Below are 22823 nucleotides of genomic sequence, written 5' to 3' on the forward strand. Positions count from 1 at the left end.
AATGCACTGCGCCGAACTCAATGCTTCCGGGGCTTCTGCTGCGTCCGGCTCTTGCCGGCTTTCTTCAGCGATATCGCCACCGCCTGCTTGATTGCCTTCTTTTTCGACCTGGGATGACTGCTGCCAATCTTGCCTTCGTCTTCCCATTCATGCACAAGCGTCTTGATATTGCTCTTCACCGCATCCTGACTCTTTCCGCCTTTCAGTGGCATGGCCGTCTCTCCATGATTAGTTGATGAAAATGATCGATCGCCGGAAGACATTCATCTTCAAGGCCTTCGATCACAACAAGAAACAAAATGACGAGCGAATTCTGTGCCATTGTCGCGATGGCACAGAGCAGGATGCAGAGGGGAAAAGGATGAATCAGGCCGCGGTAGGCTGCGTGCGTGCAAGCGCTTCCAGCAGCAGGGCGGGATCGCCGGCCGCAAGCTTTTTCGAATCGGAAAGGATTTGACGGAATGCGCGCGCGCCCTGCATGCCGGCCATCAGCCCGAGCATATGACGCGTCATGCTATTGAGACGCAAGCCGCCGCCGACACGACTCTTGCCATAACGCACAAGTTGTTCGCGCATGTAGGGCAGCATCGCCTGCAGCACTTCGGCCCGTGATTTCACCGGCGTCGCATCACCGTAATAGCGCGCATCGAAGGAGGCCATCAGGTAGGGATTGTGATACGCCTCGCGCCCGATCATCACGCCGTCGACATGCAGCAAATGCGCGTCGATGTCCTCGACGGTCTTGATGCCGCCATTGATGATGATTTCGAGTTGCGGGAAATCACGCTTGAGGCGGTAGGCGTATTCGGCTTTCAACGGCGGAATCTCGCGGTTTTCCTTCGGACTCAAGCCTTTGAGAATCGCATTGCGCGCGTGTACGATGAAGGTCGTGCATCCGGCCTCCGCAATGGTGCCGACAAAGTCGCGCACGAAATCGTAAGCCTCGACCTGGTCGATGCCGATCCGATGCTTGACGGTCACATCGATACTGACCGCATCCCGCATCGCCTTCACGCAGTCGGCCACCAGTTGCGGCTTTGCCATCAGGCAGGCACCGAATGCGCCCTTTTGCACGCGCTCCGACGGGCAGCCGCAATTCAGGTTGATCTCGTCGTAACCCCACTGCTCGCCAAGCTTCGCGCCTTGCGCAAGCTCGGCAGGCTCGCTGCCGCCCAGCTGAAGCGCAACCGGATGCTCCTCGTCGTTGAAATTGAGATGACGTTCCACGTCGCCGTGCAACAAGGCGCCGGTCGTCACCATTTCGGTATAGAGCCAGGTATGACGCGTGATCTGCCGATGAAACATGCGGCAGTGGCGATCCGTCCAGTCCAGCATGGGTGCAACGGACAGGCGGCGGGGAGGCAGCGTGGCGATTTCTTGGGTGAGGATCGTCATGGGAAAGTATTTTACCGGCTTGGCTTGCGGCACGACGAGCGTGCGCAGCTCCTGGCGGCGAATGTGATTAATTCCTGGCCACGGCAACGGTCCGCATGGCCGCCAGCTCATTGAATACAAGCGCAAGCATGACAACTGCGCCACCGATCAGGGTCTCCCGCGCGGGCACTTCACCGGCACCCAGCCAGGTCCACAGCGGCCCGAGCAAGACCTCCAGCAGAGCGAGCAAGGACACTTCCGGCGCCGATAAGCGCTTGGCCGCGCGCACCATCAACATACAGGGCAGGCCCAGCTGGAAAAAGCCGAGAATCGCCAGGATGACAATGTCATGCAGCGACGCCTGCAAAGGCCACGCAAACGGCAGCATCATGGCCGCCGAAAAGACGCTTCCTAACAACACGGCCGGAATCAGATCAACGCCGTGGCCCGCCCGCTTGATCGCGATCAGGTTGACCGCCGCGGCAATCGGCACCGCCGTGGCAATCATCATCCCGACCAGATGCTGCCCCTGCACACCGCTCATGCTGCTGACGAACATCCAGAGTATGCCGATGAAGGCCGCGATGATCGCAGCCCAGGTACGCTGCGCGATCCGCTGCTTGAGAAACAGCCACGCAAGAAATGCCGTCAGCAAGGGCGAGATGCTCATCACGATCAGCGTATTCGCGACCGTTGTCTTGGTCAGCGCGATCATGAAGCACATGAACATCACGCTCCACATCAGACCGCTCAACACGCCGAGGCGCCCAACGGCCAAAACCGTTGCGACCGCCTTGCTCCATCCCAGCGTCATCATCATGGCGCCCGCGACGAAAGTGGCCGAGAAAAAACTGCGCCAGAACGTGATCTCGAATCCACGCGCCGCGTCGAGATGGCGGGTGAGTACGCCGGCCATGCTCCACATGGTCGGCGCAATAATCATCAGCAGTATCGCCCGCTGATGCGAATTCAATATTGGCATGATCAATCCACAAAAAATCAGCCCGGTAACCGCAAGGGTGACCGGGCTTGAAGATGATCCAACGTTGTCATGCGGCCGGATCAGCCGCCCGATACTTTCGGAAGGGACGCGATTATGCTGCCTCGCGCGACGCCTTCTTGCGCTCGTGCTCTTTCAGGAAGCGCTTGCGCAGACGAATACTCTTCGGCGTGATTTCCACCAGCTCGTCATCCTCGATGAATTCCACCGCATACTCCAGCGTCAGCTGGATCGGAGGCACCAGGCGCACGGCTTCATCCGTGCCGGACGCACGCACGTTGGTCAGCTGCTTGCCCTTGATCGGATTGACCACGAGATCGTTGTCGCGCGAATGGATGCCGATGATCATGCCTTCATACACCGGATCGTTGTGGCTGACGAACATGCGGCCGCGATCCTGCAGCTTCCACAGCGCATAAGCCACGGCGGCGCCGTCGTCCTGCGAGATCAGCACGCCATTGCGACGGCCCGCCAGTTCAGGCTTGGTGCTGTCAACCGGTGCGTAGTCATCGAAAATATGGCTCATCAAACCGGTGCCGCGCGTCAGCGTCATGAATTCCGACTGGAAGCCGATCAGCCCGCGTGCAGGAATTCGGTATTCGAGACGCACGCGTCCTTTGCCGTCCGGTTCCATGTTCTGCAGGTCGCCACGACGGCGGCCAAGCTCTTCCATCACTCCGCCCTGATGCGCGTCTTCCACGTCCACCGTCAACAATTCGTACGGCTCGCACTTGACGCCGTCGATATCCTTGAACACCACGCGCGGACGCGACACCGCCAGCTCGTAGCCTTCGCGGCGCATGTTTTCCAGCAAAATCGTCAGGTGCAGTTCGCCGCGACCCGAGACTTCGAACGTCGTATCGTCGCCGGTATCGGTCACACGCAATGCCACGTTCGACTTCAGCTCACGATCGAGACGATCGCGGATCTGGCGGCTGGTGACGAACTTACCTTCGCGGCCGGCCAGCGGCGAATTGTTCACGAGGAAGTTCATGGTCAGCGTCGGCTCGTCCACTTTCAGCATGGGCAATGCGTCCGGCGCATCCGTGGCGCACAGCGTGCTGCCGATGCCGATTTCTTCGATACCGTTGATCAGCACGATGTCGCCGGCCTGTGCTTCATCGACAAGCTGACGCTCCAGGCCTTTGAATTTCAGCACCTGATTGATACGCGCCTTGATCGGGGTCGAATCCGGACCGTTCAGAATGATCACATCCTGCAGCGCACGCACGCGGCCGCGCTTGATCCGGCCGATACCGATCTTGCCGACGTAAGAGGAATAATCCAGGGAAGAAATCTGCAGCTGCAAGGACCCGTCCGGATCGTCGTCGCGCACCGGAACGTGTTCCAGCACGGCGTCGAACAAAGGCTTCATCGTTCCCTCGCGCACGTTCGCGTCGAGGCTGGCATAGCCGTTCAGCGCCGATGCGTACACCACCGGGAAATCCAGCTGATCTTCGGTCGCGCCCAGCTTGTCGAACAATTCAAAGGTGGCGTTGATCACCCAGTCCGGACGCGCGCCCGGACGATCGATCTTGTTCACCACCACGATCGGCTTCAGGCCGAGGGCCAGCGCCTTGCGCGTCACGAAGCGCGTCTGCGGCATCGGGCCTTCAACCGCGTCGACCAGCAGCAGCACCGAATCCACCATCGACAGAACGCGCTCCACTTCGCCGCCGAAGTCGGCGTGGCCCGGCGTATCGATGATGTTGATATGCGTGCCTTCGTACTCGACCGCGCAATTCTTCGCCAGAATCGTGATCCCGCGCTCTCTTTCCAGATCGTTGGAGTCCATGACGCGAGTATCGACCTGCTGGTTTTCGCGGAAGGTGCCGGACTGGCGCAACAACTGGTCGACCAGCGTAGTTTTGCCGTGGTCGACGTGCGCAATGATGGCGATGTTGCGCAGAGCGCGATTGGTATTTGACATAGTGGTTTAGCGCAAGATTCGGGGAACCAAACAGTATAGCATGCCGGTCCGCCTCAACCTTAACAAAAGTGTTGAAATTTCAAAGAGTTGCGGCGCATTTACGCATTTGCCGCCATTGCGACGAGGCGTTCAGGCGCAAGCACGCCATATTCCATCAACTGCGCGGTACCGAGCAGGCAACCATCACCCTCGCGATAGACGCGCACGCGGCCGAATTCGGCAGGAAATGCGAGGTTTTCCTTCCCCAAGGCCAGACGCTGACCGTGCAGGAAACGTTGCGCCAAGGCATCCGGCAACACCACCGGCGGGAAGGACGACAACAATGCATCCACCGCCGCGAGCCGGCCGGTCCGCTCCTGTTCGGGCGTGGCGGCGAGCGTCTCAAGCGTCACGGCATGCTCAATGGACAAGTTTCCCACGCCGATCCGGCGCAATGCCTGCAGATGCGCTCCGCAACCAAGCGCTGCGCCGATATCCTCGCCCAGTACGCGTATGTAAGTCCCCTTGCTGCATCTCACATGCAGCCTCAGGAACGGCGCCTGATAGTCCAGCAACTCCAGTGCATGAATCGTCACCCGCCGTGCTTCGCGTTCCAGCGTCACGCCTGCCCGCGCGTACTCATACAAAGGCTTGCCATCACGCTTGAGCGCGGAATACATCGGAGGCACCTGATCGATTTCACCACGAAACCTGCCCAGGACGGCATCGATCTCCTCGCGCGTGACACTTACCGCCCGTTCTGCAGTGACCGCGCCTTCGGTATCGCCCGTCTCGGTGCTAACGCCAAGATGAACAAGCGCTTCGTAAGTCTTGTCCGCATCGAGCAGATCCTGCGAAAACTTCGTTGCTTCGCCAAAACACAAGGGGAGCAGGCCGGTCGCAAACGGATCGAGCGTGCCGGTATGCCCTGCCTTTTGCGCATTCAGCAGCCGCTTGGCCTTGATCAGCACGTCGTTGCTGGAATGGCCCGCGCCTTTGTCCAGTAGCAATACGCCATGCACGGGCACGCGGGGTTTCTTGGGCGATATTTGCGCCATAGTAAAAAGGAAAATGCCGCGCGATTCCGCCCGACATGAAAAACTCAGTCCGGCTCCGAGTCCTTGGAGCGGGTTGCATTCGCTTCGTCGATCAACTTCGACAATTCCATGCCGCGCACAGTCGACGTGTCATGCACGAAATGCAGTTCGGGAATGGTGTGAATCGTCAGGCGTCGTCCCAGCTGGCCGCGAATGAAACCAGCCGCCTTGCGCAGGCCGGACAGCGTGTTTTGCACCGCTTCCTCATTATCGACCAGCGTGGTGAAAAACACCTTCGCGTGCGCATAATCCGGAGTGACCTGGACTTCGGTAATGGTAATCATCCCGACGCGCGGATCCTTCAGTTCGTAGGCAATGATTTCGGCGAGATCGCGCTGAATCTGGTCCGCCACCCGCACGCCGCGGCCCGGGATGGATTTGCTGTGTTTAGCCATGATGATGCAACCTTTGAGCCTGTTATGAAGCAACCTGCACCGCGGGACCTCGCCTTGAGATCCCGGGATTGCGGTTGCGTGTCCACCGGACCGGCAAAGCTGCCGGCCGCAGCCGGCTTACAGGGTACGCGCGACTTCCTGGATCTCGAAGACTTCCAGCTGATCGCCTTCCTTGATGTCATTGAAGTTCTTCAGCGACAAGCCGCATTCGAAGCCGGACTTCACTTCCTTCACATCATCCTTGAAGCGCTTGAGCGAATCGAGCTCGCCGGTCCAGACGACTACATTGTTGCGCAACAGGCGAACCGAGGCGCCACGCTTGACCATGCCGTCGAGCACGTAGCAGCCGGCAATCGCGCCGATCTTGCTGACATGGAACACCTGGCGGATTTCCACAAGACCCAGTGTCTGTTCGCGCTTCTCCGGCGCCAGCATGCCGGACATCGCAGCCTTGATCTCGTCCACCGCATCGTAAATGATGTTGTAGTAGCGAATATCGATGCCGCTTGCTTCCGCAAGCTTGCGCGCGGCGGCATCCGCACGCGTGTTGAAGCCGATGATGACGGCCTTCGAGGCCACGGCCAGGTTGACGTCCGACTCGCTGATGCCGCCGACTGCGGCATGCACGATCTGCACGCGCACTTCGCTGGTCGACAATTTTTGCATCGAGTGAACCAGCGCTTCCTGCGAACCCTGCACGTCGGCCTTGATGATCAACGGCAGATTCTTCACCTCGCCCTCGGCCATCTGCTCGAACATGTTTTCCAGCTTGGCCGCCTGCTGCTTGGCCAGCTTCACGTCGCGGAACTTGCCTTGACGGAACAAGGCGATTTCGCGCGCCTTGCGCTCATCCGCCATGACCATCACTTCCTCGCCGGCAGCCGGCACTTCGGTCAAGCCCTGGATTTCGACAGGAATCGACGGACCTGCCTCGGAAATATTTTTTGCGTTTTCATCCAGCATCGCCCGCACGCGGCCGTATGAAGAGCCTGCCAGCACCACGTCGCCACGCTTCAAGGTACCGGACTGAACCAGTACTGTCGCCACCGGTCCACGGCCCTTGTCGAGCTTCGCTTCGATGACGAGCCCCTTGGCATTCGCGTCGATCGGCGCGGTCAGTTCCAGCACTTCCGCCTGCAGCAGAACGTTTTCCAGAAGATCGTCGATGCCCTGCCCCGTCTTGGCGGAAACCGGGATGAACGGGGCGTCGCCGCCGTAGGCTTCCGGCACGACACCTTCGGTGACCAGTTCCTGCGTCACACGTTCGGTATTGGCACCCTGCTTGTCGATCTTGTTGATCGCAACCACGATCGGAACGCCAGCCGCCTTCGCATGGGCGATCGCTTCCTTGGTCTGGGGCATCACGCCGTCGTCGGCCGCCACCACCAGAATCACAATGTCGGTCGCTTTCGCGCCGCGTGCACGCATTGCTGTAAATGCCTCGTGGCCCGGCGTATCGAGGAAGGTGATGATGCCGCGCGGTGTCTCGACGTGATACGCGCCGATATGCTGTGTAATGCCGCCTGCTTCACCCGCTGCCACTTTGGCGCGGCGGATGTAGTCGAGCAGCGAAGTCTTGCCGTGGTCGACGTGACCCATCACGGTCACCACCGGAGCGCGCGGCAATGCTTCGGCATCGGGATGCGTGGCGCCGACTTCTTCCAGCATGGCTTCGGGGTCGTCGAGCTTGGCGGCAAATGCCTTGTGGCCCATTTCTTCCACGAGGATCATCGCGGTTTCCTGGTCCAGCACCTGGTTGATCGTGACCATCTGGCCAAGCTTCATCAAGTGCTTGATTACTTCGGAAGCCTTGACTGCCATCTTGTGCGCCAGCTCGGCGACGGTAATCGTCTCCGGCACGTGCACTTCCTTCACCACGGCTTCGGTCGGGACCTGGAAATTGGATTCGCGCTGGTCGTCATGGCCATGTCCGCGACGTCCCTTCGGGCCGCTGCGCCAGCCGTCGCGGCCGCCCGGGGTCGTTGCCGCACCGTTGCCGCGTGTCTTGAGGCCGCCGCGCTTTTTCGCAGCATCATCCTGCCAGGTTGAAGAGACATTGGCCGACTTGATCGACTTCTTGTCACCGCCCGCCGGTTTCTTTTCTTCTTTTTTGTCAGTCGGCTTTTTCTCGGCCGGCTTGTGCAAGGTGCCTTCTGCCGCCTTAGCAACCGGTGCTGCCGGAGCAGGCTCAGGCGCCTTCATGACCTTGCGCGGCGCGCTCATCATCGCCTTGATCTGCGCGACTTCGTCAGCCACCATCTTGCGCGCGCGCTCGGTCGCGGCCGCTCTTTCGGCAGCCGCCTTGGATTCCTGTTCGGCCGCTTTCTTCTTGGCCTCTTCGTCGGCCTGGCGCGTCTTCTCTTCAGCCGCAGTCAATTCCGCTTTTTGCGCCTGAGCTGCCGCCGCGACCCGCTCGGCCTCTTCAGCCGCCTGGCGTTCGCGCGCGGCCCGCGCCTGCGCTTCCTTCTCGGCTTCCAGCTTGGCCAGATGCTCTTGCTTTTCACGCAGTTCCGCTTCCTGACGCGCGATCAGCTCAGCCTGTCGGCGCGCCTCTTCCGCCCGACGTGCCGTTTCGGCTTCATCGACAACCGGAGCAGGAGCTTCCACCGCTGTTGCCGGCGCTTCTTCAATCGTCGGCTCGTCGCGTTTGATAAACGTGCGCTTCTTGCGAACTTCAACCTGGATCGTGCGCGACTTGCCTGTGGCGTCGGCCTGCTTGATCTCGGTTGTTTCCTTGCGCGTCAGCGTAATCTTCTTTTTCTCGCCGTCGGGGGACGCGCCATGTGCGCGGCGCAAGTGATTCAACAGCTTATCCTTGTCGTCTTTGGACAATGGATCGGACGCCGAACTCTTGTCGACGCCTGCAGCACGCAGTTGCGTCAACAGCAGGTCTGCGGGCATCTTCAGTTCGGTGGCAAATTGGGCTACGTTGTTACTCGCCATTCAGTCCTCTTTTCTATGTGGCTCAGATGATAATGGAGCGTTGCGGATCATTTAGTCTCGGTCAGCTCCCGCGCTTTCGCCTGCAAGGCGCGCGCCCGGTCATCGTACTTGGCGTCGATGAGCCGCATTTCATCATCCGTCACATCCTCAAATTCATTTTCAATCAATTGACGCGAACGCTCGATCGGCAATGCCAGAATCGCGCCGAATTCGTCATAAGCTAAACCGGCAAACGCTTCCAGCGTCTTGATCCCGGCCAAGCCCAATTTGCCGGCCGTGACACGGTCGATGCCGTCCAGGTTGACCAGCTCGTCCGTCATGCCTTCCAGGCCCTCTTCCGATGCAATCGCTTCGGTCACCAGCGCGTCGCGTGCGCGATTGCGCAGCTCGTTCACGGTGTCTTCATCGAATGCTTCGATATCCAGCATTTCGGTAATCGGCACGTAGGCAATTTCCTCCAGGCTGGAAAAACCTTCTTCCACCAGAATGTCGGCAACTTCCTGGTCGACATCGAGTTTCTCCATGAACACGGCGCGAATCGCGGCGGCTTCCGCAGCGGATTTGTCCGCGGACTCTTCAGCCGTCATGATATTGATCTGCCAGCCGGTCAACTCGGATGCAAGCCGTACATTCTGCCCGCCGCGCCCAATGGCAATTGCCAGGTTTTCCTCGTCAACGACAACATCCATTGCATGTTTTTCTTCGTCGACGACGATCGACGAAACATTCGCCGGCGCCAGCGCACCGATCACAAACTGCGCCGGATCTTCCGACCACAGCACGATGTCCACGCGCTCGCCGCCCAATTCACCGGTCACCGCCTGCACGCGCGAGCCGCGCATGCCGACGCAGGTACCGATCGGATCGATGCGCTTGTCGCTGGTAAATACTGCGATCTTCGCGCGCACACCCGGGTCGCGCGCCGCCGATTTAATCTCCAGCAAGCCTTGTTCGATTTCCGGCACTTCCAGCTCGAACAGCTTCATGATGAATTCCGGCGCCGTGCGGGACAGGATCACCTGCGGACCGCGCGCATTGCGATCAATACGCAGGATGTAGGCACGAACACGATCACCGATACGCAGGTTCTCTTTCGGAATCATCTGGTCGCGCGGAAGGCGGGCTTCGATCTTTCCGGATTCAACGATGGCATCGCCACGTTCCATGCGCTTGATGGTGCCGGTAACAAGCGAGTCGCCGCGCTGCAGGAAGTCCGCAAGGATCTGCTCGCGTTCGGCGTCACGAATACGTTGCAGCACAACCTGCTTGGTATCCTGCGCAAAGCGGCGACCGAAATCGACGGATTCGATCGGCTCTTCGATGTAATCATCGACTTCGATATCCGGAATCTGTTCCTTGGCCTCGAAGTGCAGCACTTCTTGGTCGGGCAACTGCAAGCCAGCCTCGTCGGGCACGACATGCCAGCGGCGGAAGGACTCGAACTCGCCGGTTTCGCGATCGATAGAAACGCGCACATCGACGTCGCCCTCGTAACGTTTCTTGGTCGCTTGCGCGAGCGCATGCTCGAGCGCTCCGAAGACGATTTCCTTATCGACGTTTTTCTCTCGTGCCAGCGCATCGACCAACAACAATACTTCACGACTCATGCTTTGCGACTCCTAAAGTCCACTTTCGGCACCAGGCGTGCCTTGTCCACATCGGCGAGCGTAAAATCGAGCATCGCCGGCCCATCTTTTCCTTCAAATTCCAGCTTCAGCGTTTCGCCGTCCGGCATATGCAAAACGCCTTGAAACGACTTGCGATTTGCCGCACCCGGCATCGGCATCCGCAACTTCACGATCGCTTCCTGTCCGGCAAAACGCGCATAGTCGGCCAGCTTCTTCAGCGGGCGATCCAGACCCGGCGACGAAATCTCGAGCCGCTCGTAATTCGCGTTTTCCACCGTCAGCACATGGGATAACTGATGACTGACCTTCTCGCAGTCCTCCACCGTAATGTTGCCCTTGTCCGCATCTTCAGGCGGGAAGTCGATGAATACGCGCAGCAGTCCATGAGCCGCCTGTTCGAATTCGACCAGTTCATAGCCCATGCCAACGACTGTTCTTTCAATTAAATCCAACAACCGCAAAACCATTCTCCGTAGCGATCCAAGCCGGGGCAAACACACGCAGAATCCGTTGAAGAAAAAAAAAATGGGCATCTGCCCATCTTTTTTATCGCTCCAGCCCATGCGGGTGTAGTTCCCGACAAGCACTCTTGCGGGCCGACTTTTGTTAACTCTCTAATTATAAACAATTATTTGGTGCATCGCAATGGCAATAAGGTCCCTCCGCAGAACAGAGGGTCAAATAATTTCAAATCAGAAATTTTCACGCCGGACCAACCGTCCGGCGCCACTTAACCGCGTGTTCGCCGGCGCACGATGGCGTGCATTCCTATCCCCGCACGTGCCTGTCCGCCGCCTGCACGCGCTTGCCCGCCGCCGCGGCGAGGTTGTCCGGCATCAGGGAAACCAAGCGCAGTTTGCAGCGGATCCGGCTGACGGCTGCGTTGCGCCCCCTGTCCGCGACTGTTGCCGCGAGCCGGGCCACGCTTTTGCCCCTGATTCTTGTCAAAACCGTTGCCGTTGCCGTTGCCGTTGCGATCGACCGCCTGACGTTCGGGGCGGGCCTTGCCCGAAGTCGAACCAGCAGCCTTTTCAAGGCCGCTTAGCGCCATCAAATTGCGTACGGCTTGCTCGTCGAGCTCCTCCCACCGGCCACGCTTCAGATTACTCGGCAAGGTCAATGCACCATATCGAGTCCGGATCAGACGCGATACCGTCAGACCCACGGCCTCAAACATTCGGCGCACTTCGCGGTTGCGTCCTTCGCCAATAATCACGCGATACCAGCGGTTCGCTCCTTCCCCGCCACCATCCGAGATCTTTGAAAATTGCGCGACGCCATCTTCCAGCTCAACGCCACTGAGCAGCTTCTGGCGCATACCCTCTTCGAGTTCGCCAAGCGTACGCACCGCATACTCGCGCTCGATGCCATAACGCGGATGCATGAGGCGATTCGCAAGATCGCCCGAGGTCGTAAAGAGCAGCAAGCCCTCGGTATTGAAGTCGAGTCGACCGACGGCAAGCCATTTTCCCGCTTTCATCGTGGGCAAGTGCTCGAATACGGACGGGCGCCCTTCAGGGTCGCTATGACTCACGATTTCGCCTGCCGACTTGTGATAAACAAGAACCCGCGGCGGACGCTTGCTGATCTTGCGCTGAATGAGCTTGCCGTTGATGCGCACCTGATCGGTCGGCAGAATCCGCTGACCGATGTGTGCCGGCTCGCCATTGACGGACACCCGTCCGGCGATGATCAATTCTTCCATGTCGCGACGCGAACCGAGGCCGGCATCAGCCAGCACCTTATGCAATTTCGGCGCATCGTCCTCGGCCGTCAGGTCGCGCCGAACAGTCTTCACTGCCGCCTGGCCGCGACGCGCTCCTTTTACATCCTCGTCCGCAACGGAGCTGTCGAATGCATCGGAAGTAACAAAGGAAAATATATCGTCGTTAGGGCCGCCCTTGGCGCGCGGCTGCTGCGTCTTGTTGACGGGACCAGCCTGCTTTCCCCGTTGCTTCTGGGCCGGCTTTCCTTTTTGACGCTCGTCTCGCTTGCGTCCATCCACGGCTTTCCGCTGGGTCTTGCCCGCATCCGGCGCCACATCAACTATAGGAGCCTGTTCGCCTGCACCTTCCGATGCAACTTCCTGGCTGGAGGAGCCTTCCACATCGGATTGGCGCGGCGATCTTGCACGCCTCAGGCTGCGCGGACCACGCACGCCACGTTTGGCGGGTTTCGTTTTGCCTTCCTCCGCTTGAGCGGAGCCGGAGGACGTGCTATCTGGCGTCAAATTGTCGCTCTTGCCGGAGTCCGCGTTTGCGGAAGAATCGGTGGTTTTGGCCACTGGCGTCTCATCGTGGGTAGGCAGATTCATCGTTCGGTTCTTGATCATGCTGGCTTCTTGTTGCGATGTCATCTTGCGCCTCTTCTACGGGCGCGACATCAACGGAAGGAACCTCTTCCGCTTCGGATTCCGAAGAAACAAGCGGTATAGAGTCGGCATCGCCAGGAGAATTCGATTCTTCTGCGACGGTTGACACAGATGCCTCAAGGCCGGCATTGATCGCCTCAACTGCCTCGGGATTCTGTGCGGTTTCGGTTTGCGCGTCTTCTGCGCATGGCTGCCCTGGAAATTCCATAGCAGCCTGGTCGACGCTGGATTGCATCCCGCTTTCCAGCGCCTGCATTTCCGGCAACATACCTCCCTGGACCTCTTCTTTCGCGACGTCCTGCAAAGGCGGCAGTTGATCGAGCGAGGTCAGTCCGAGGTCATCAAGGAAATGTTTAGTGGTTGCAAACAGCGCGGGGCGCCCCGGCACATCCCGATGCCCGATTGCCTCGATCCAGCCCCGGTCTTCGAGCATCTTGATGGTCTGCGAATTAACAGTCACGCCGCGAATTTCTTCGATATCGCCGCGCGTCACAGGTTGCCGGTATGCGATGATGGCGAGCGTTTCAAGGGTGGCACGCGAATACTTCGGGGGTTTTTCCGGATTCAGGCGCTCGAGATACTTCTTCATTTCGGGGCGGCTCTGAAACCGCCAACCGGTCGACAGACTGACAATCTCGATACCCTTGTCGGCCCAGTCATTGCGCAATTCTTCGAGCATCGACTTGATGGTGTCAGCGCCGATCACTTCTTCACCGGCGTCGACGTTTTCCGCGTAGAGCTTCTTCATGTCGTTGATCGACAGGGGCTCATGGGCGCAAAGCAATGCCGTTTCGAGGACTTTCTTCGCCTCAATAGTATTCATTTTTATGCGTCTTGTTTTTTACTAACAATGTGCAGAATTTTCGTCAACGACAGGCATCTGACGATGTCGTCCGGTTAGAGAACCAGTTGATACTATTCCGACGCCCAGATTTATTGGAGGTTTAATGGCGGGCGGGAATTTATAAGACTTAAAGACTTGGTTGCGGGGGCAGGATTTGAACCTGCGACCTTCGGGTTATGAGCCCGACGAGCTGCCAGACTGCTCCACCCCGCGTCTGAAGGGATGAAGTATATCCGGTATCGACGATCAACGCAAATGCAATATTGATTGCCATGCGCGATGATACACTTGCGATGCGGCTTCTCGAGGGCCGTGCACACTCACAACAGGCCACGACCAACACTTTATTCGCACACTCCTTTATGAAATTCTGCTCAGAATGCGCGCATCCTGTCTCGCTGCTGATTCCGCCCGACGACAATCGTCCGCGTTATGTATGCGAACAATGCGGCACGATTCACTACCAGAATCCGAAGATGGTGATCGGCTCCATTCCGGTTTGGGAACAGAACGATGAAACGCGAGTCCTGCTATGCAAGCGCGCTATCGAGCCGCGCCATGGCTACTGGACACTGCCGGCGGGTTTCATGGAAAACGATGAAACCACGGGTGAGGCGGCCATGCGCGAAACGCTTGAGGAGGCCGGCGCGCGCATCGAACTGCACGAACTGTTCTCACTGCTCAACGTGCCGCACGTGCACCAGGTGCATATGTTCTATCGTGCCACTCTCCTTGACCTGGACTATCAGGCGGGCATCGAAAGTCTCGAAGTCGAATTGTTTTCGGAAGCACAGATTCCATGGGACGACATCGCCTTCCCCACAGTGGCGCACACACTGAAGTTCTTCTTTGCAGACCTCGCGCGTATTCGCAGCGAAGGCGGCGCATATTCCTTGCATACGCGAGACATTCTGAAACCGATGCGGCGAAGCGACTAGGACTATCTCGCTCTGACACACCGACAATCAAAAAAGGAAGGGCAGCGTCTTGCTGCCCTTTTTCATTTCCGCAAACTGCCAATGGCGCACGCCTACCAGCTTGTCTCGCGCTCCGCAGTCGCACTGATCTTATGAATCGACAGGTCTGCTCCGTCGAATTCCTGTTCCGGATCAAGTCGAATGCCGACAACTTTCTTCAAGACGATGTAAATAATTGCCGATCCGATCAAGGCGATGCTCACTCCCATGACCGTACCAATCAACTGGGACATGAAGGAAACGCCGCCGACACCCGCGAACACCTTCTGCCCGAAAATACCCGCCGCGATGCCGCCCCAGACACCGCACAGGCCATGCAATGGCCAGACGCCAAGCACGTCGTCAATTTTCCATTTGTTCTGTGTGCGCGTAAACATCCAGACAAAGATTGCACCCGCAACCCCGCCGGTGATCAAGGCGCCGAGTGGATGCATCAGGTCCGATCCGGCACAAATCGCGACCAGACCTGCAAGCGGTCCGTTGTAGGCAAACCCCGGATCGTTCTTGCCCATCAGGACTGCGATCAGTGTTCCGCCCACCATGGCCATCAGCGAATTCAGCGCCACCAAACCGTTCATTTTGTCCAGCGTCTGCGCACTCATCACGTTGAAGCCGAACCATCCCACCGTCAGGATCCATGCACCAAGCGCAAGGAACGGGATGTTTGAAGGCGGATGTGCGGCGACCGCTCCATCCTTTGAATAGCGGCCGCGCCGCGCCCCCAACAGCAATACCGCCGGCAAGGCGGCCCAGCCGCCCACCGCGTGCACCACCACCGAACCGGCAAAATCATGAAACTCTTCGGAAAACGCTGCCTTGAGCCACGCCTGGATGCCGAGTTGATGGTTCCAGGCGATGCCTTCGAAAAACGGATACACAAGGCCGACCAGGAGCGCGGTCGCAAACAATTGTGGATAAAACTTCGCGCGCTCGGCAATGCCGCCGGAAATAATGGCGGGAATCGCAGCCGCGAACGTCAACAGGAAGAAAAACTTCACTAGCTCGAAACCATTCTTTGCCGACAATGTGTTTGCATCCGTGAAGAAGCCGATGCCGTAGGCGACCGTGTAACCGACGAAAAAATAGGCGATCGTGGATACCGCAAAATCGACTAATATTTTGACCAAGGCATTGACCTGGTTTTTCTTGCGCACAGTACCGAGTTCCAAAAATGCAAACCCGGCATGCATGGCAAGAATCATGATGGCGCCGAGCAATATGAATAATGCGTCGGTACCGGTTTTAAGCGCGCCCATGCAGAAGATCTCCCTATAAGTGTGCAAAATAATGACGATCGACAACACCTAAGCAAAAACTATTCCGTTGCGGTGCGAAAATATAAGTTATTGAATTACAAGAATTAATTTTCAATAAATGCAAAAAACACGAGTTTTTGCACTGATAGTGTGCGGAACCATGGTCCAGTTTGGGGAGGTCCAATGATTCCTTGGCTGGATGCACGCTCTCCTTTTCCCGACGTTTCCAAGGCACTGACCGAAGCCGACGGGGCCCCGGGTTTGCTCGCCGCCGGTGGAGATTTGTCGCCACGACGCTTGCTGGAAGCCTATCGTCATGGGATTTTTCCCTGGTTTTCGGAAGGCCAGCCGATCCTTTGGTGGAGCACCGATCCCCGCATGGTCTTGCTGACCGAACGTTTTGTCATCTCCCATAGTCTGAAAAAGACACTGAAGAAAGTCGACAACAGTATGCGCACCGACCGGCGCTGGGAAATTCGCTTCGACAGCGCATTCGAGCAGGTGATGCGTGCATGCGCAGAACCGCGCAAGGATAGTGCCGGTACGTGGATATCACCGGACATCATTCGCGGCTATGGCGCGCTGCACCGCCAAGGCTATGCACACTCTTCGGAGCTGTGGCTCGATGGCGAACTGGTCGGAGGTGCGTACGGCGTCTGTATCGGAAAAATGTTTTATGGCGAGTCAATGTTTGCGCGCGTGTCTGACGCTTCCAAAATCGCTCTCGCCTATCTGGTGCATTTTCTTCACGCTCATGGGGTGACCCTGATCGACTGCCAGCAGGAGACGTCCCATCTTGCCTCACTGGGCGCTTCGCCGATACCGCGAGCGGAATTCATCGCGCATCTGCGCGAGGCCGTCGATCTTGCGCCGATAGAAGAATGGCAACCGCTACCATTATTTCGAGCAAGCGGAAAAAATCCCTTATGTCCTCCATGACATAAGGTGTAAATTATGACTATCGCAGTCCGGCTATCTGCATATGACGCATCTTAAAGACCTGCCCTTTGCCACCTTGCAGTTCTACGCAACGGCTCCGTATCCCTGCAGTTACCTCGATGGCCGGCAGGCGCGCTCTCAAGTCGCGACGCCCTCGCACCTCATCAACGCGGATGTCTACTCCGAACTGGTCAAGAATGGATTCCGTCGTAGCGGCATCTTTACTTACCGCCCCTATTGCGACGGATGCCAGGCGTGCATTCCGGTGCGGGTCAAGGTGAAGGAGTTTTTCGCCAATCGCAGTCAGCGCCGCGCATGGAAACGTCATCAGGATCTGACGACCTGGGTCACCAACCTTGCCTATGTTCCCGAACATTATGAGTTGTACCTTCGCTACCAGGCGGCACGCCATGCAGGCGGCGGCATGGACCAGGACAGCCGCGACCAATATGCGCAGTTTCTGCTTCAGAGCAAGGTCAACACGCGCCTGGTCGAATTCCGAGAAAGCGACGGCACGCTTCGCATGGTCAGCATCATCGACATCCTCAGCGACGGACTTTCATCGGTGTACACCTTTTACGACCCGGATGTGGAGGGCGCGTCGTACGGGACCTTCAACGTGCTGTGGCAAATTGAACAAGCCAGACATCTGGACATGTCCTATGTGTATCTCGGCTACTGGATCAGGGACAGTCAGAAAATGGCTTACAAGGTCAATTTCAAGCCGCTGGAAGCGCTCCAACGAGGCCGATGGGCAGAATGGCGCGCCGACCATCTGTCCGGCAGCGGTCGTTAACAAGTTGCAAGAGTAAAATAGCGCCTTCCGCGGCGGCGCATGAATGGCGCCCCGCACGCCATTGCCTAACTCTTGAGTGTCATGTCCAACAAGCTCCTCTACGCGCTCGCCCGCCCTTTCCTCTTCTCGCTTGATCCCGAAACCGCGCATAACTTCACCTTGCCGGCGCTGAAGCGCGCCGCCAGTCTCGGCCTGACTCAGCTTATCGCACGCCCCGCACCCGATCCGCGAACGGTCATGGGCATTAACTTTCCCAACCCCGTTGGACTGGCTGCCGGATTGGACAAGGATGGCGGCTATATCGATGGCCTGGCGGCACTTGGTTTCGGTTTCATCGAAGTGGGCACCGTGACGCCACGCGCCCAACCCGGCAATCCGCAGCCGCGCATCTTCCGCCTGCCCAAAGCGCGTGCGGTGATTAATCGCATGGGATTCAACAACGGCGGCGTCGATGCGTTCGTCGCCAATGTGCAGGCATCGAAGTTTTACCAGAACAAGGAAGGCATCCTCGGCCTCAATATCGGCAAGAACGCGGATACGCCCATCGAACGCGCCGCCGACGATTATTTGCATTGCCTGGAAAAGGTCTACCCGTATGCGAGTTACGTGACCGTCAATATCTCGTCCCCCAATACGAAAAACCTCCGACAGTTGCAGGGCGGCTCCGAGCTGGATGCCTTGTTGTCGCAACTCAAGAACGCACAGCATCGCCTTGCTGACCACCACATGCGCTACGTGCCGATTGCACTCAAGATCGCACCTGATATCGACAGCGAGCAAATCAAGACTATCGCTTCCGCCCTGCTTCGCCACAAGATGGATGCGGTCATTGCCACCAATACCACGATCTCGCGCGATGCCGTCAAAGGGCTGCCGCACGCGGAGGAGACCGGCGGTCTGTCCGGTGCGCCGGTATTGGAAGCATCGAACAAGGTGATTCGTGGCCTGAAAGCGGAATTGGGCGACGCACTTCCGATTATCGGTGTCGGCGGAATCCTCTCAGGACAAGATGCGCAGGCCAAGATCGATGCCGGCGCATCGCTGGTCCAGCTCTATACCGGGCTGATCTACCGCGGTCCGGCCTTGGTCACGGAGTGCGCAGCAGCCTTGCGCAAATCGCGTTAAAGTTCTGTCATGTCCGCCGAACCAGGCGAATGACCTCCCGAACTTAACCGATACCCGTACATGGAAAAGATTACTCTCGGTACCAGCGATCTGAACGTTTCCAGGATTTGTCTTGGCACCATGACCTTCGGTGAGCAGAACACCGAAGCCGACGCGCACAGTCAACTCGATTATGCGATCGAGCGCGGCATCAACTTCATCGATACTGCGGAAATGTACCCGGTGATGCCGCGCGCCGAAACGCAAGGGCGTACCGAAGCATACATCGGCACCTGGCTGAAGAAATCCGGCAAGCGGCGCGATGTCGTTCTGGCGACCAAGGCCGCCGGCCCTTCACGCGGAATAACATGGATACGCAACGGCGAAAGTGATTTCGACGCTGTCAATCTGCGGGCCGCCGTTGACAGCAGTCTGAAACGCCTGCAGACGGATTACATCGATCTCTACCAATTGCACTGGCCCAGCCGCAATGCGCCGATTTTTGGCCAGATCGCGTTCAATCCCCAAAAGGAACGCCCTCATGCAGCAATTGAAAATACCTTGGAAGCACTCGCGGATCTGGTCAAGGCCGGAAAAATCCGCCACATCGGCGTATCAAACGAAACGCCATGGGGCGTATGCGAATTCGTCAAGCATTCCGAGTCCAGCGGCTTGCCGCGCATCGTATCCATTCAAAATGCGTACAACCTGTTGAATCGCAGCTTCGAATCGGGGCTCGACGAGGCCTGCTTCCGCGAAAATGTCGGCCTGCTCGCGTACAGCCCACTCGGTTTCGGCCAGTTGTCGGGCAAGTATCTCGATCATCCGAAAGCACATGGTCGCCTGACTATTTTCCCGCCAAGCTGGAGCCCTCGCTACCTGCGTGACTCGGTAGCGAAAGCCGTGAAACTTTACGCCGCCCTCGCGCGACAAAATGGCATGACGCCGGCGCAGCTTGCGCTGGCATGGTGCCATTCGCGCTGGTTTGTCGCATCGACCATCATTGGCGCCACCACCATGCAGCAATTGCAGGAGGATATTGATGCGTTCTCCGTCAACTTATCTGATGAAGTGATCAGCAACATCAACGCCATTCATTCCGAAATCGCGAATCCGGCCCAATAAGTCCGGCTCGCCGCAACACCCCCGGCATATAAAAAAGCCCGAATCCACTTGAATGGATTCGGGCTCGTTTGAAGCCAGACCAGCTTATTCGACTTCCAGCGTTTCTTCAGGTGCCGGCGGAGGCGATGCATCGCCTTCCGCGAAATCGAGCTTGATCTGCTCGTTTTCGTCCAGATCGACCGTGACACGCCCACCCGATACCAGGCGGCCGAACAACAACTCGTCCGCCAGCGCCTTGCGGATCATGTCCTGGATCAGGCGTGACATCGGTCGTGCGCCCATCAGCGGATCGAAACCCTTGCGCGCGAGGAACTTGCGCAAGTTCTCCGTGAAGATCGCCTCGACCTTCTTCTCGTGCAGTTGCTCCTCGAGCTGCATCAGGAACTTGTCCACCACACGCAGGATGATTTCCTCGTCCAGTGCCTTGAAGCTGATGGTGGCATCCAGCCGATTGCGGAATTCCGGCGTGAACATGCGCTTGATGTCCGCCATTTCGTCGCCGGCTTCCTTCTTGTCGGTGAAGCCAATCGAACGCTTCTGGAGGCTTTCGGCGCCCGCATTTGTGGTCATGATGATGATCACATTACGGAAGTCCGCCTTGCGACCGTTATTGTCGGTCAGCGTGCCATGGTCCATCACCTGCAGCAGGATATTGAAGATATCCGGATGCGCCTTCTCGATCTCGTCGAGCAGCAGCACCGCATGCGGCTTCTTGGTGACTGCCTCGGTCAGGAGACCGCCCTGGTCGAAACCGACGTAGCCCGGAGGCGCGCCAATCAAACGGCTCACGGCGTGACGCTCCATGTACTCGGACATGTCGAAGCGGATCAGCTCGATGCCGAGGATGAACGCCAACTGCTTCGCCACCTCGGTCTTGCCGACGCCGGTCGGTCCGGAGAACAGGAAAGAGCCGATGGGCTTGTCCATCTTGCCCAAGCCGGCGCGTGCCATCTTGATCGCCGAACCCAAGGCCTCGATGGCCGGATCCTGCCCGAATACGACATTCTTCAGATCGCGCTCGATCGTCTGCAGCTTGGTGCGGTCGTCCTGATTGACGCTCTGCGGCGGAATGCGCGCGATCTTGGAGATGATGTCCTCGATTTCCGACTTGCCAATCGTCTTCTTCTGCTTTGACTTCGGCAAAATGCGTTGTGCGGCGCCCGCCTCGTCGATCACATCGATCGCCTTGTCCGGCAAATGACGGTCGTTGATGAATCGCGCAGCAAGCTCCGCCGCCGATGTCAGGGCCGATGCCGAATATTTCACGCCATGATGCTCTTCGAAACGCGACTTCAGGCCACGCAGGATTTGCACCGTCTGCTCGACGGTTGGCTCGTTCACGTCGATCTTCTGGAAGCGACGCGACAGCGCATGGTCTTTCTCGAACACTCCGCGGAACTCGGTGTAGGTTGTTGCGCCAATGCACTTTAGCTGGCCGCTCGAGAGCGCGGGCTTCAGCAGATTGGATGCGTCCAGCGTGCCGCCGGATGCGGATCCCGCACCGATAATGGTATGGATCTCGTCGATGAACAGGATGCCGTGCGGGTTGTCACGCAGCTGCTTGAGCACCGCCTTCAAACGTTGCTCGAAGTCGCCGCGATATTTGGTACCCGCCAGCAGCGCACCCATGTCCAGCGAATAGACGACCGCGTTCTGCAACACTTCAGGCACGTCGCCCTGCGTGACGCGCCATGCCAGCCCTTCCGCAATCGCGGTCTTGCCAACGCCAGCCTCACCAACCAGCAAAGGGTTGTTCTTGCGACGACGGCACAAGGTCTGGATCACGCGCTCAACTTCGGCTTCGCGGCCAATCAACGGATCGATCTTGCCTTCGGCAGCCAGCTTGTTCAGATTCTGCGTGAACTGATCGAGCGGACTTTCCTTCTGCTGACCTTCAGCCTGCGCATCTTCCGTACCTTCCGGCGCTTTCTGCGAATCGAGCTGCTGATCCTTGCGCACGCCGTGGGAGATGAAATTCACCACATCAAGCCGTGTGACGCCTTGCTGATGCAGGTAATACACGGCGTGTGAATCTTTTTCACCAAAGATCGCGACAAGCACGTTGGCACCGGTCACTTCCTTCTTGCCGTTGGACGCGGATTGCACGTGCATGATCGCACGCTGAATCACGCGCTGGAAACCGAGTGTCGGCTGAGTGTCGACCTCGCTGGTTCCAGGTACTGTCGGCGTATTGTCGCTGATGAAATTCGTCAGCGTTTTGCGCAGGTCTTCAATATTGACGGCGCATGCGCGCAATACTTCCGCAGCTGATGGGTTATCGAGCAACGCGAGCAGCAAATGCTCGACTGTAATGAACTCGTGTCGCGCCTGGCGGGCTTCGACAAAAGCCATGTGCAAACTAACTTCAAGTTCCTGCGCAATCATGCTTCCTCCATCACGCATTGCAAGGGATGTCCTGCTTTTCGAGCGTGGGTTAAAACTAATTCTACTTTAGTGGACGCTATGTCTTTTGGATAGATGCCACACATACCTTTTCCATCGCGATGAACCTTAAGCATGATCTGCGTCGCGGTTTCACGATCCTTGTTAAAGTACTCCTGAATGATCGCAACGACAAATTCCATGGGCGTATAGTCATCATTTAAAAGCAGGACCTGGTACATCGGCGGCGGCTTCAGCTTCTGCTCTTGCCTAGCAAGGACCGTACCGTTTTCATGCTGAGTTGCCATACGTCTGATTCTAATGGGTTCAACTTTGCCGAATTCGCAAAAGTAAGGGTATTCCAACTAGATATTGATATTACGCTTTTTCCGCGCAATTCGCAGATGATGCTTCGACCGCTGAATTCAAGGACGACGAGCTGAAGATTCCTTGTAATATGTCAAAAATGACCAGAAAACCGCCTTGACTTTTATAATTTTTGCAGGAACAATGGTACTTATTGACAATGATAGCGTTATGGGATTGTCAATAGAAGTGAGCAGGTTTTAGGAGGGGGCGGCAGCGTGACGCGAGGCTTCTTGCTTATACGGCTCGTGTGATTAGCTATTAATGAAAGACGCTTTTATGGCAACAGGTACCGTCAAGTGGTTCAACGATTCCAA

General features: G+C 57.7%; 19 protein-coding genes and 1 tRNA gene. 5 read left to right on the forward strand and 15 right to left on the reverse strand.

Annotated elements, in window-relative coordinates; translation table 11 throughout:
- Positions 1–17: 17 nt before the first annotated feature.
- The 12 genes from VJ651_RS22950 to VJ651_RS23005 all read right to left on the reverse strand — a co-directional run bounded on the left by VJ651_RS22950 (position 18) and on the right by VJ651_RS23005 (position 13774).
- Entirely contained in the window at positions 18–212 is a 195-nt protein-coding gene (locus VJ651_RS22950) for a hypothetical protein (protein WP_324109657.1), read from the reverse strand.
- A 154-nt stretch (positions 213–366) separates the two neighbouring features.
- On the reverse strand, positions 367–1395 hold the full coding sequence (dusA, locus tag VJ651_RS22955; protein WP_414691387.1) for a tRNA dihydrouridine(20/20a) synthase DusA: 1029 nt from the start codon (positions 1393–1395) through the stop codon (positions 367–369).
- 67 nt (positions 1396–1462) lie between these two features.
- Positions 1463–2356, reverse strand: a complete 894-nt coding sequence (locus VJ651_RS22960; RefSeq protein WP_324109658.1) for a DMT family transporter — start codon at positions 2354–2356, stop codon at positions 1463–1465.
- A gap of 112 nt (positions 2357–2468) precedes the next feature.
- Positions 2469–4304, reverse strand: a complete 1836-nt coding sequence (gene typA / locus VJ651_RS22965) for a translational GTPase TypA (protein ID WP_324109659.1) — start codon at positions 4302–4304, stop codon at positions 2469–2471.
- A gap of 98 nt (positions 4305–4402) precedes the next feature.
- Positions 4403–5341, reverse strand: coding sequence for a tRNA pseudouridine(55) synthase TruB (gene truB, locus VJ651_RS22970; RefSeq protein WP_324109660.1), 939 nt, complete (start codon positions 5339–5341; stop codon positions 4403–4405).
- 44 nt (positions 5342–5385) lie between these two features.
- Positions 5386–5775 (reverse strand): 30S ribosome-binding factor RbfA, encoded by a 390-nt coding sequence (rbfA, locus tag VJ651_RS22975; RefSeq protein ID WP_136414461.1) that lies wholly within the window; start codon positions 5773–5775, stop codon positions 5386–5388.
- Between the two features lie 117 nt (positions 5776–5892).
- Positions 5893–8718 (reverse strand): translation initiation factor IF-2, encoded by a 2826-nt coding sequence (gene infB / locus VJ651_RS22980; RefSeq protein WP_324109661.1) that lies wholly within the window; start codon positions 8716–8718, stop codon positions 5893–5895.
- Positions 8719–8765: 47 nt separating this feature from the next.
- A complete protein-coding gene (gene nusA, locus VJ651_RS22985; RefSeq protein ID WP_136414457.1) occupies positions 8766–10325 on the reverse strand; it encodes a transcription termination factor NusA in 1560 nt (519 codons plus the stop codon).
- Positions 10322–10807 (reverse strand): ribosome maturation factor RimP, encoded by a 486-nt coding sequence (gene rimP, locus VJ651_RS22990; RefSeq protein WP_324109671.1) that lies wholly within the window; start codon positions 10805–10807, stop codon positions 10322–10324. The genes nusA and rimP overlap by 4 nt, the downstream gene beginning before the upstream one ends.
- A gap of 269 nt (positions 10808–11076) precedes the next feature.
- Positions 11077–12660, reverse strand: a complete 1584-nt coding sequence (locus VJ651_RS22995; RefSeq protein WP_414691389.1) for a pseudouridine synthase — start codon at positions 12658–12660, stop codon at positions 11077–11079.
- Complete coding sequence (gene scpB, locus VJ651_RS23000) at positions 12638–13540, reverse strand: SMC-Scp complex subunit ScpB (RefSeq protein WP_324109663.1); 903 nt, start codon at positions 13538–13540, stop codon at positions 12638–12640. The genes VJ651_RS22995 and scpB overlap by 23 nt, the downstream gene beginning before the upstream one ends.
- Positions 13541–13697: 157 nt before the next feature.
- Positions 13698–13774 (reverse strand) — tRNA-Met (locus VJ651_RS23005).
- Positions 13775–13923: 149 nt separating this feature from the next.
- Between VJ651_RS23005 and VJ651_RS23010 the strand changes: the two genes are divergently transcribed.
- Entirely contained in the window at positions 13924–14499 is a 576-nt protein-coding gene (locus tag VJ651_RS23010; RefSeq protein WP_324109664.1) for an NUDIX hydrolase, read from the forward strand.
- 92 nt (positions 14500–14591) lie between these two features.
- Here the strand turns inward: VJ651_RS23010 and VJ651_RS23015 are convergent, their stop codons facing one another.
- Positions 14592–15794 (reverse strand): ammonium transporter, encoded by a 1203-nt coding sequence (locus VJ651_RS23015; protein ID WP_324109665.1) that lies wholly within the window; start codon positions 15792–15794, stop codon positions 14592–14594.
- Positions 15795–15977: 183 nt separating this feature from the next.
- Here VJ651_RS23015 and aat point away from each other — a divergent pair, with 183 nt between their 5' ends.
- The 4 genes from aat to VJ651_RS23035 all read left to right on the forward strand — a co-directional run bounded on the left by aat (position 15978) and on the right by VJ651_RS23035 (position 19758).
- The gene (aat, locus tag VJ651_RS23020) at positions 15978–16733 is read left to right on the forward strand and encodes a leucyl/phenylalanyl-tRNA--protein transferase (protein WP_324109666.1); all 756 of its coding nucleotides are present in this window, start codon (positions 15978–15980) and stop codon (positions 16731–16733) included.
- Positions 16734–16776: 43 nt separating this feature from the next.
- Positions 16777–17529 (forward strand): arginyltransferase, encoded by a 753-nt coding sequence (locus VJ651_RS23025; protein ID WP_324109667.1) that lies wholly within the window; start codon positions 16777–16779, stop codon positions 17527–17529.
- A gap of 81 nt (positions 17530–17610) precedes the next feature.
- Positions 17611–18654 (forward strand): quinone-dependent dihydroorotate dehydrogenase, encoded by a 1044-nt coding sequence (locus VJ651_RS23030; protein WP_324109668.1) that lies wholly within the window; start codon positions 17611–17613, stop codon positions 18652–18654.
- Positions 18655–18714: 60 nt separating this feature from the next.
- Entirely contained in the window at positions 18715–19758 is a 1044-nt protein-coding gene (locus tag VJ651_RS23035; protein ID WP_324109669.1) for an NADP(H)-dependent aldo-keto reductase, read from the forward strand.
- An 84-nt stretch (positions 19759–19842) separates the two neighbouring features.
- On the opposite strand, the gene clpA is transcribed toward VJ651_RS23035, so the two are convergent.
- The gene (gene clpA / locus VJ651_RS23040) at positions 19843–22143 is read right to left on the reverse strand and encodes an ATP-dependent Clp protease ATP-binding subunit ClpA (protein ID WP_136414440.1); all 2301 of its coding nucleotides are present in this window, start codon (positions 22141–22143) and stop codon (positions 19843–19845) included.
- Complete coding sequence (gene clpS / locus VJ651_RS23045; protein WP_136414438.1) at positions 22140–22448, reverse strand: ATP-dependent Clp protease adapter ClpS; 309 nt, start codon at positions 22446–22448, stop codon at positions 22140–22142. Before clpS ends, clpA begins: the two co-directional genes overlap by 4 nt.
- Positions 22449–22823: the final 375 nt, after the last annotated feature.

It is taken from the genome of Noviherbaspirillum sp. (genome assembly GCF_035254865.1).
In the GTDB taxonomy this organism is placed as follows: domain Bacteria; phylum Pseudomonadota; class Gammaproteobacteria; order Burkholderiales; family Burkholderiaceae_D; genus Noviherbaspirillum.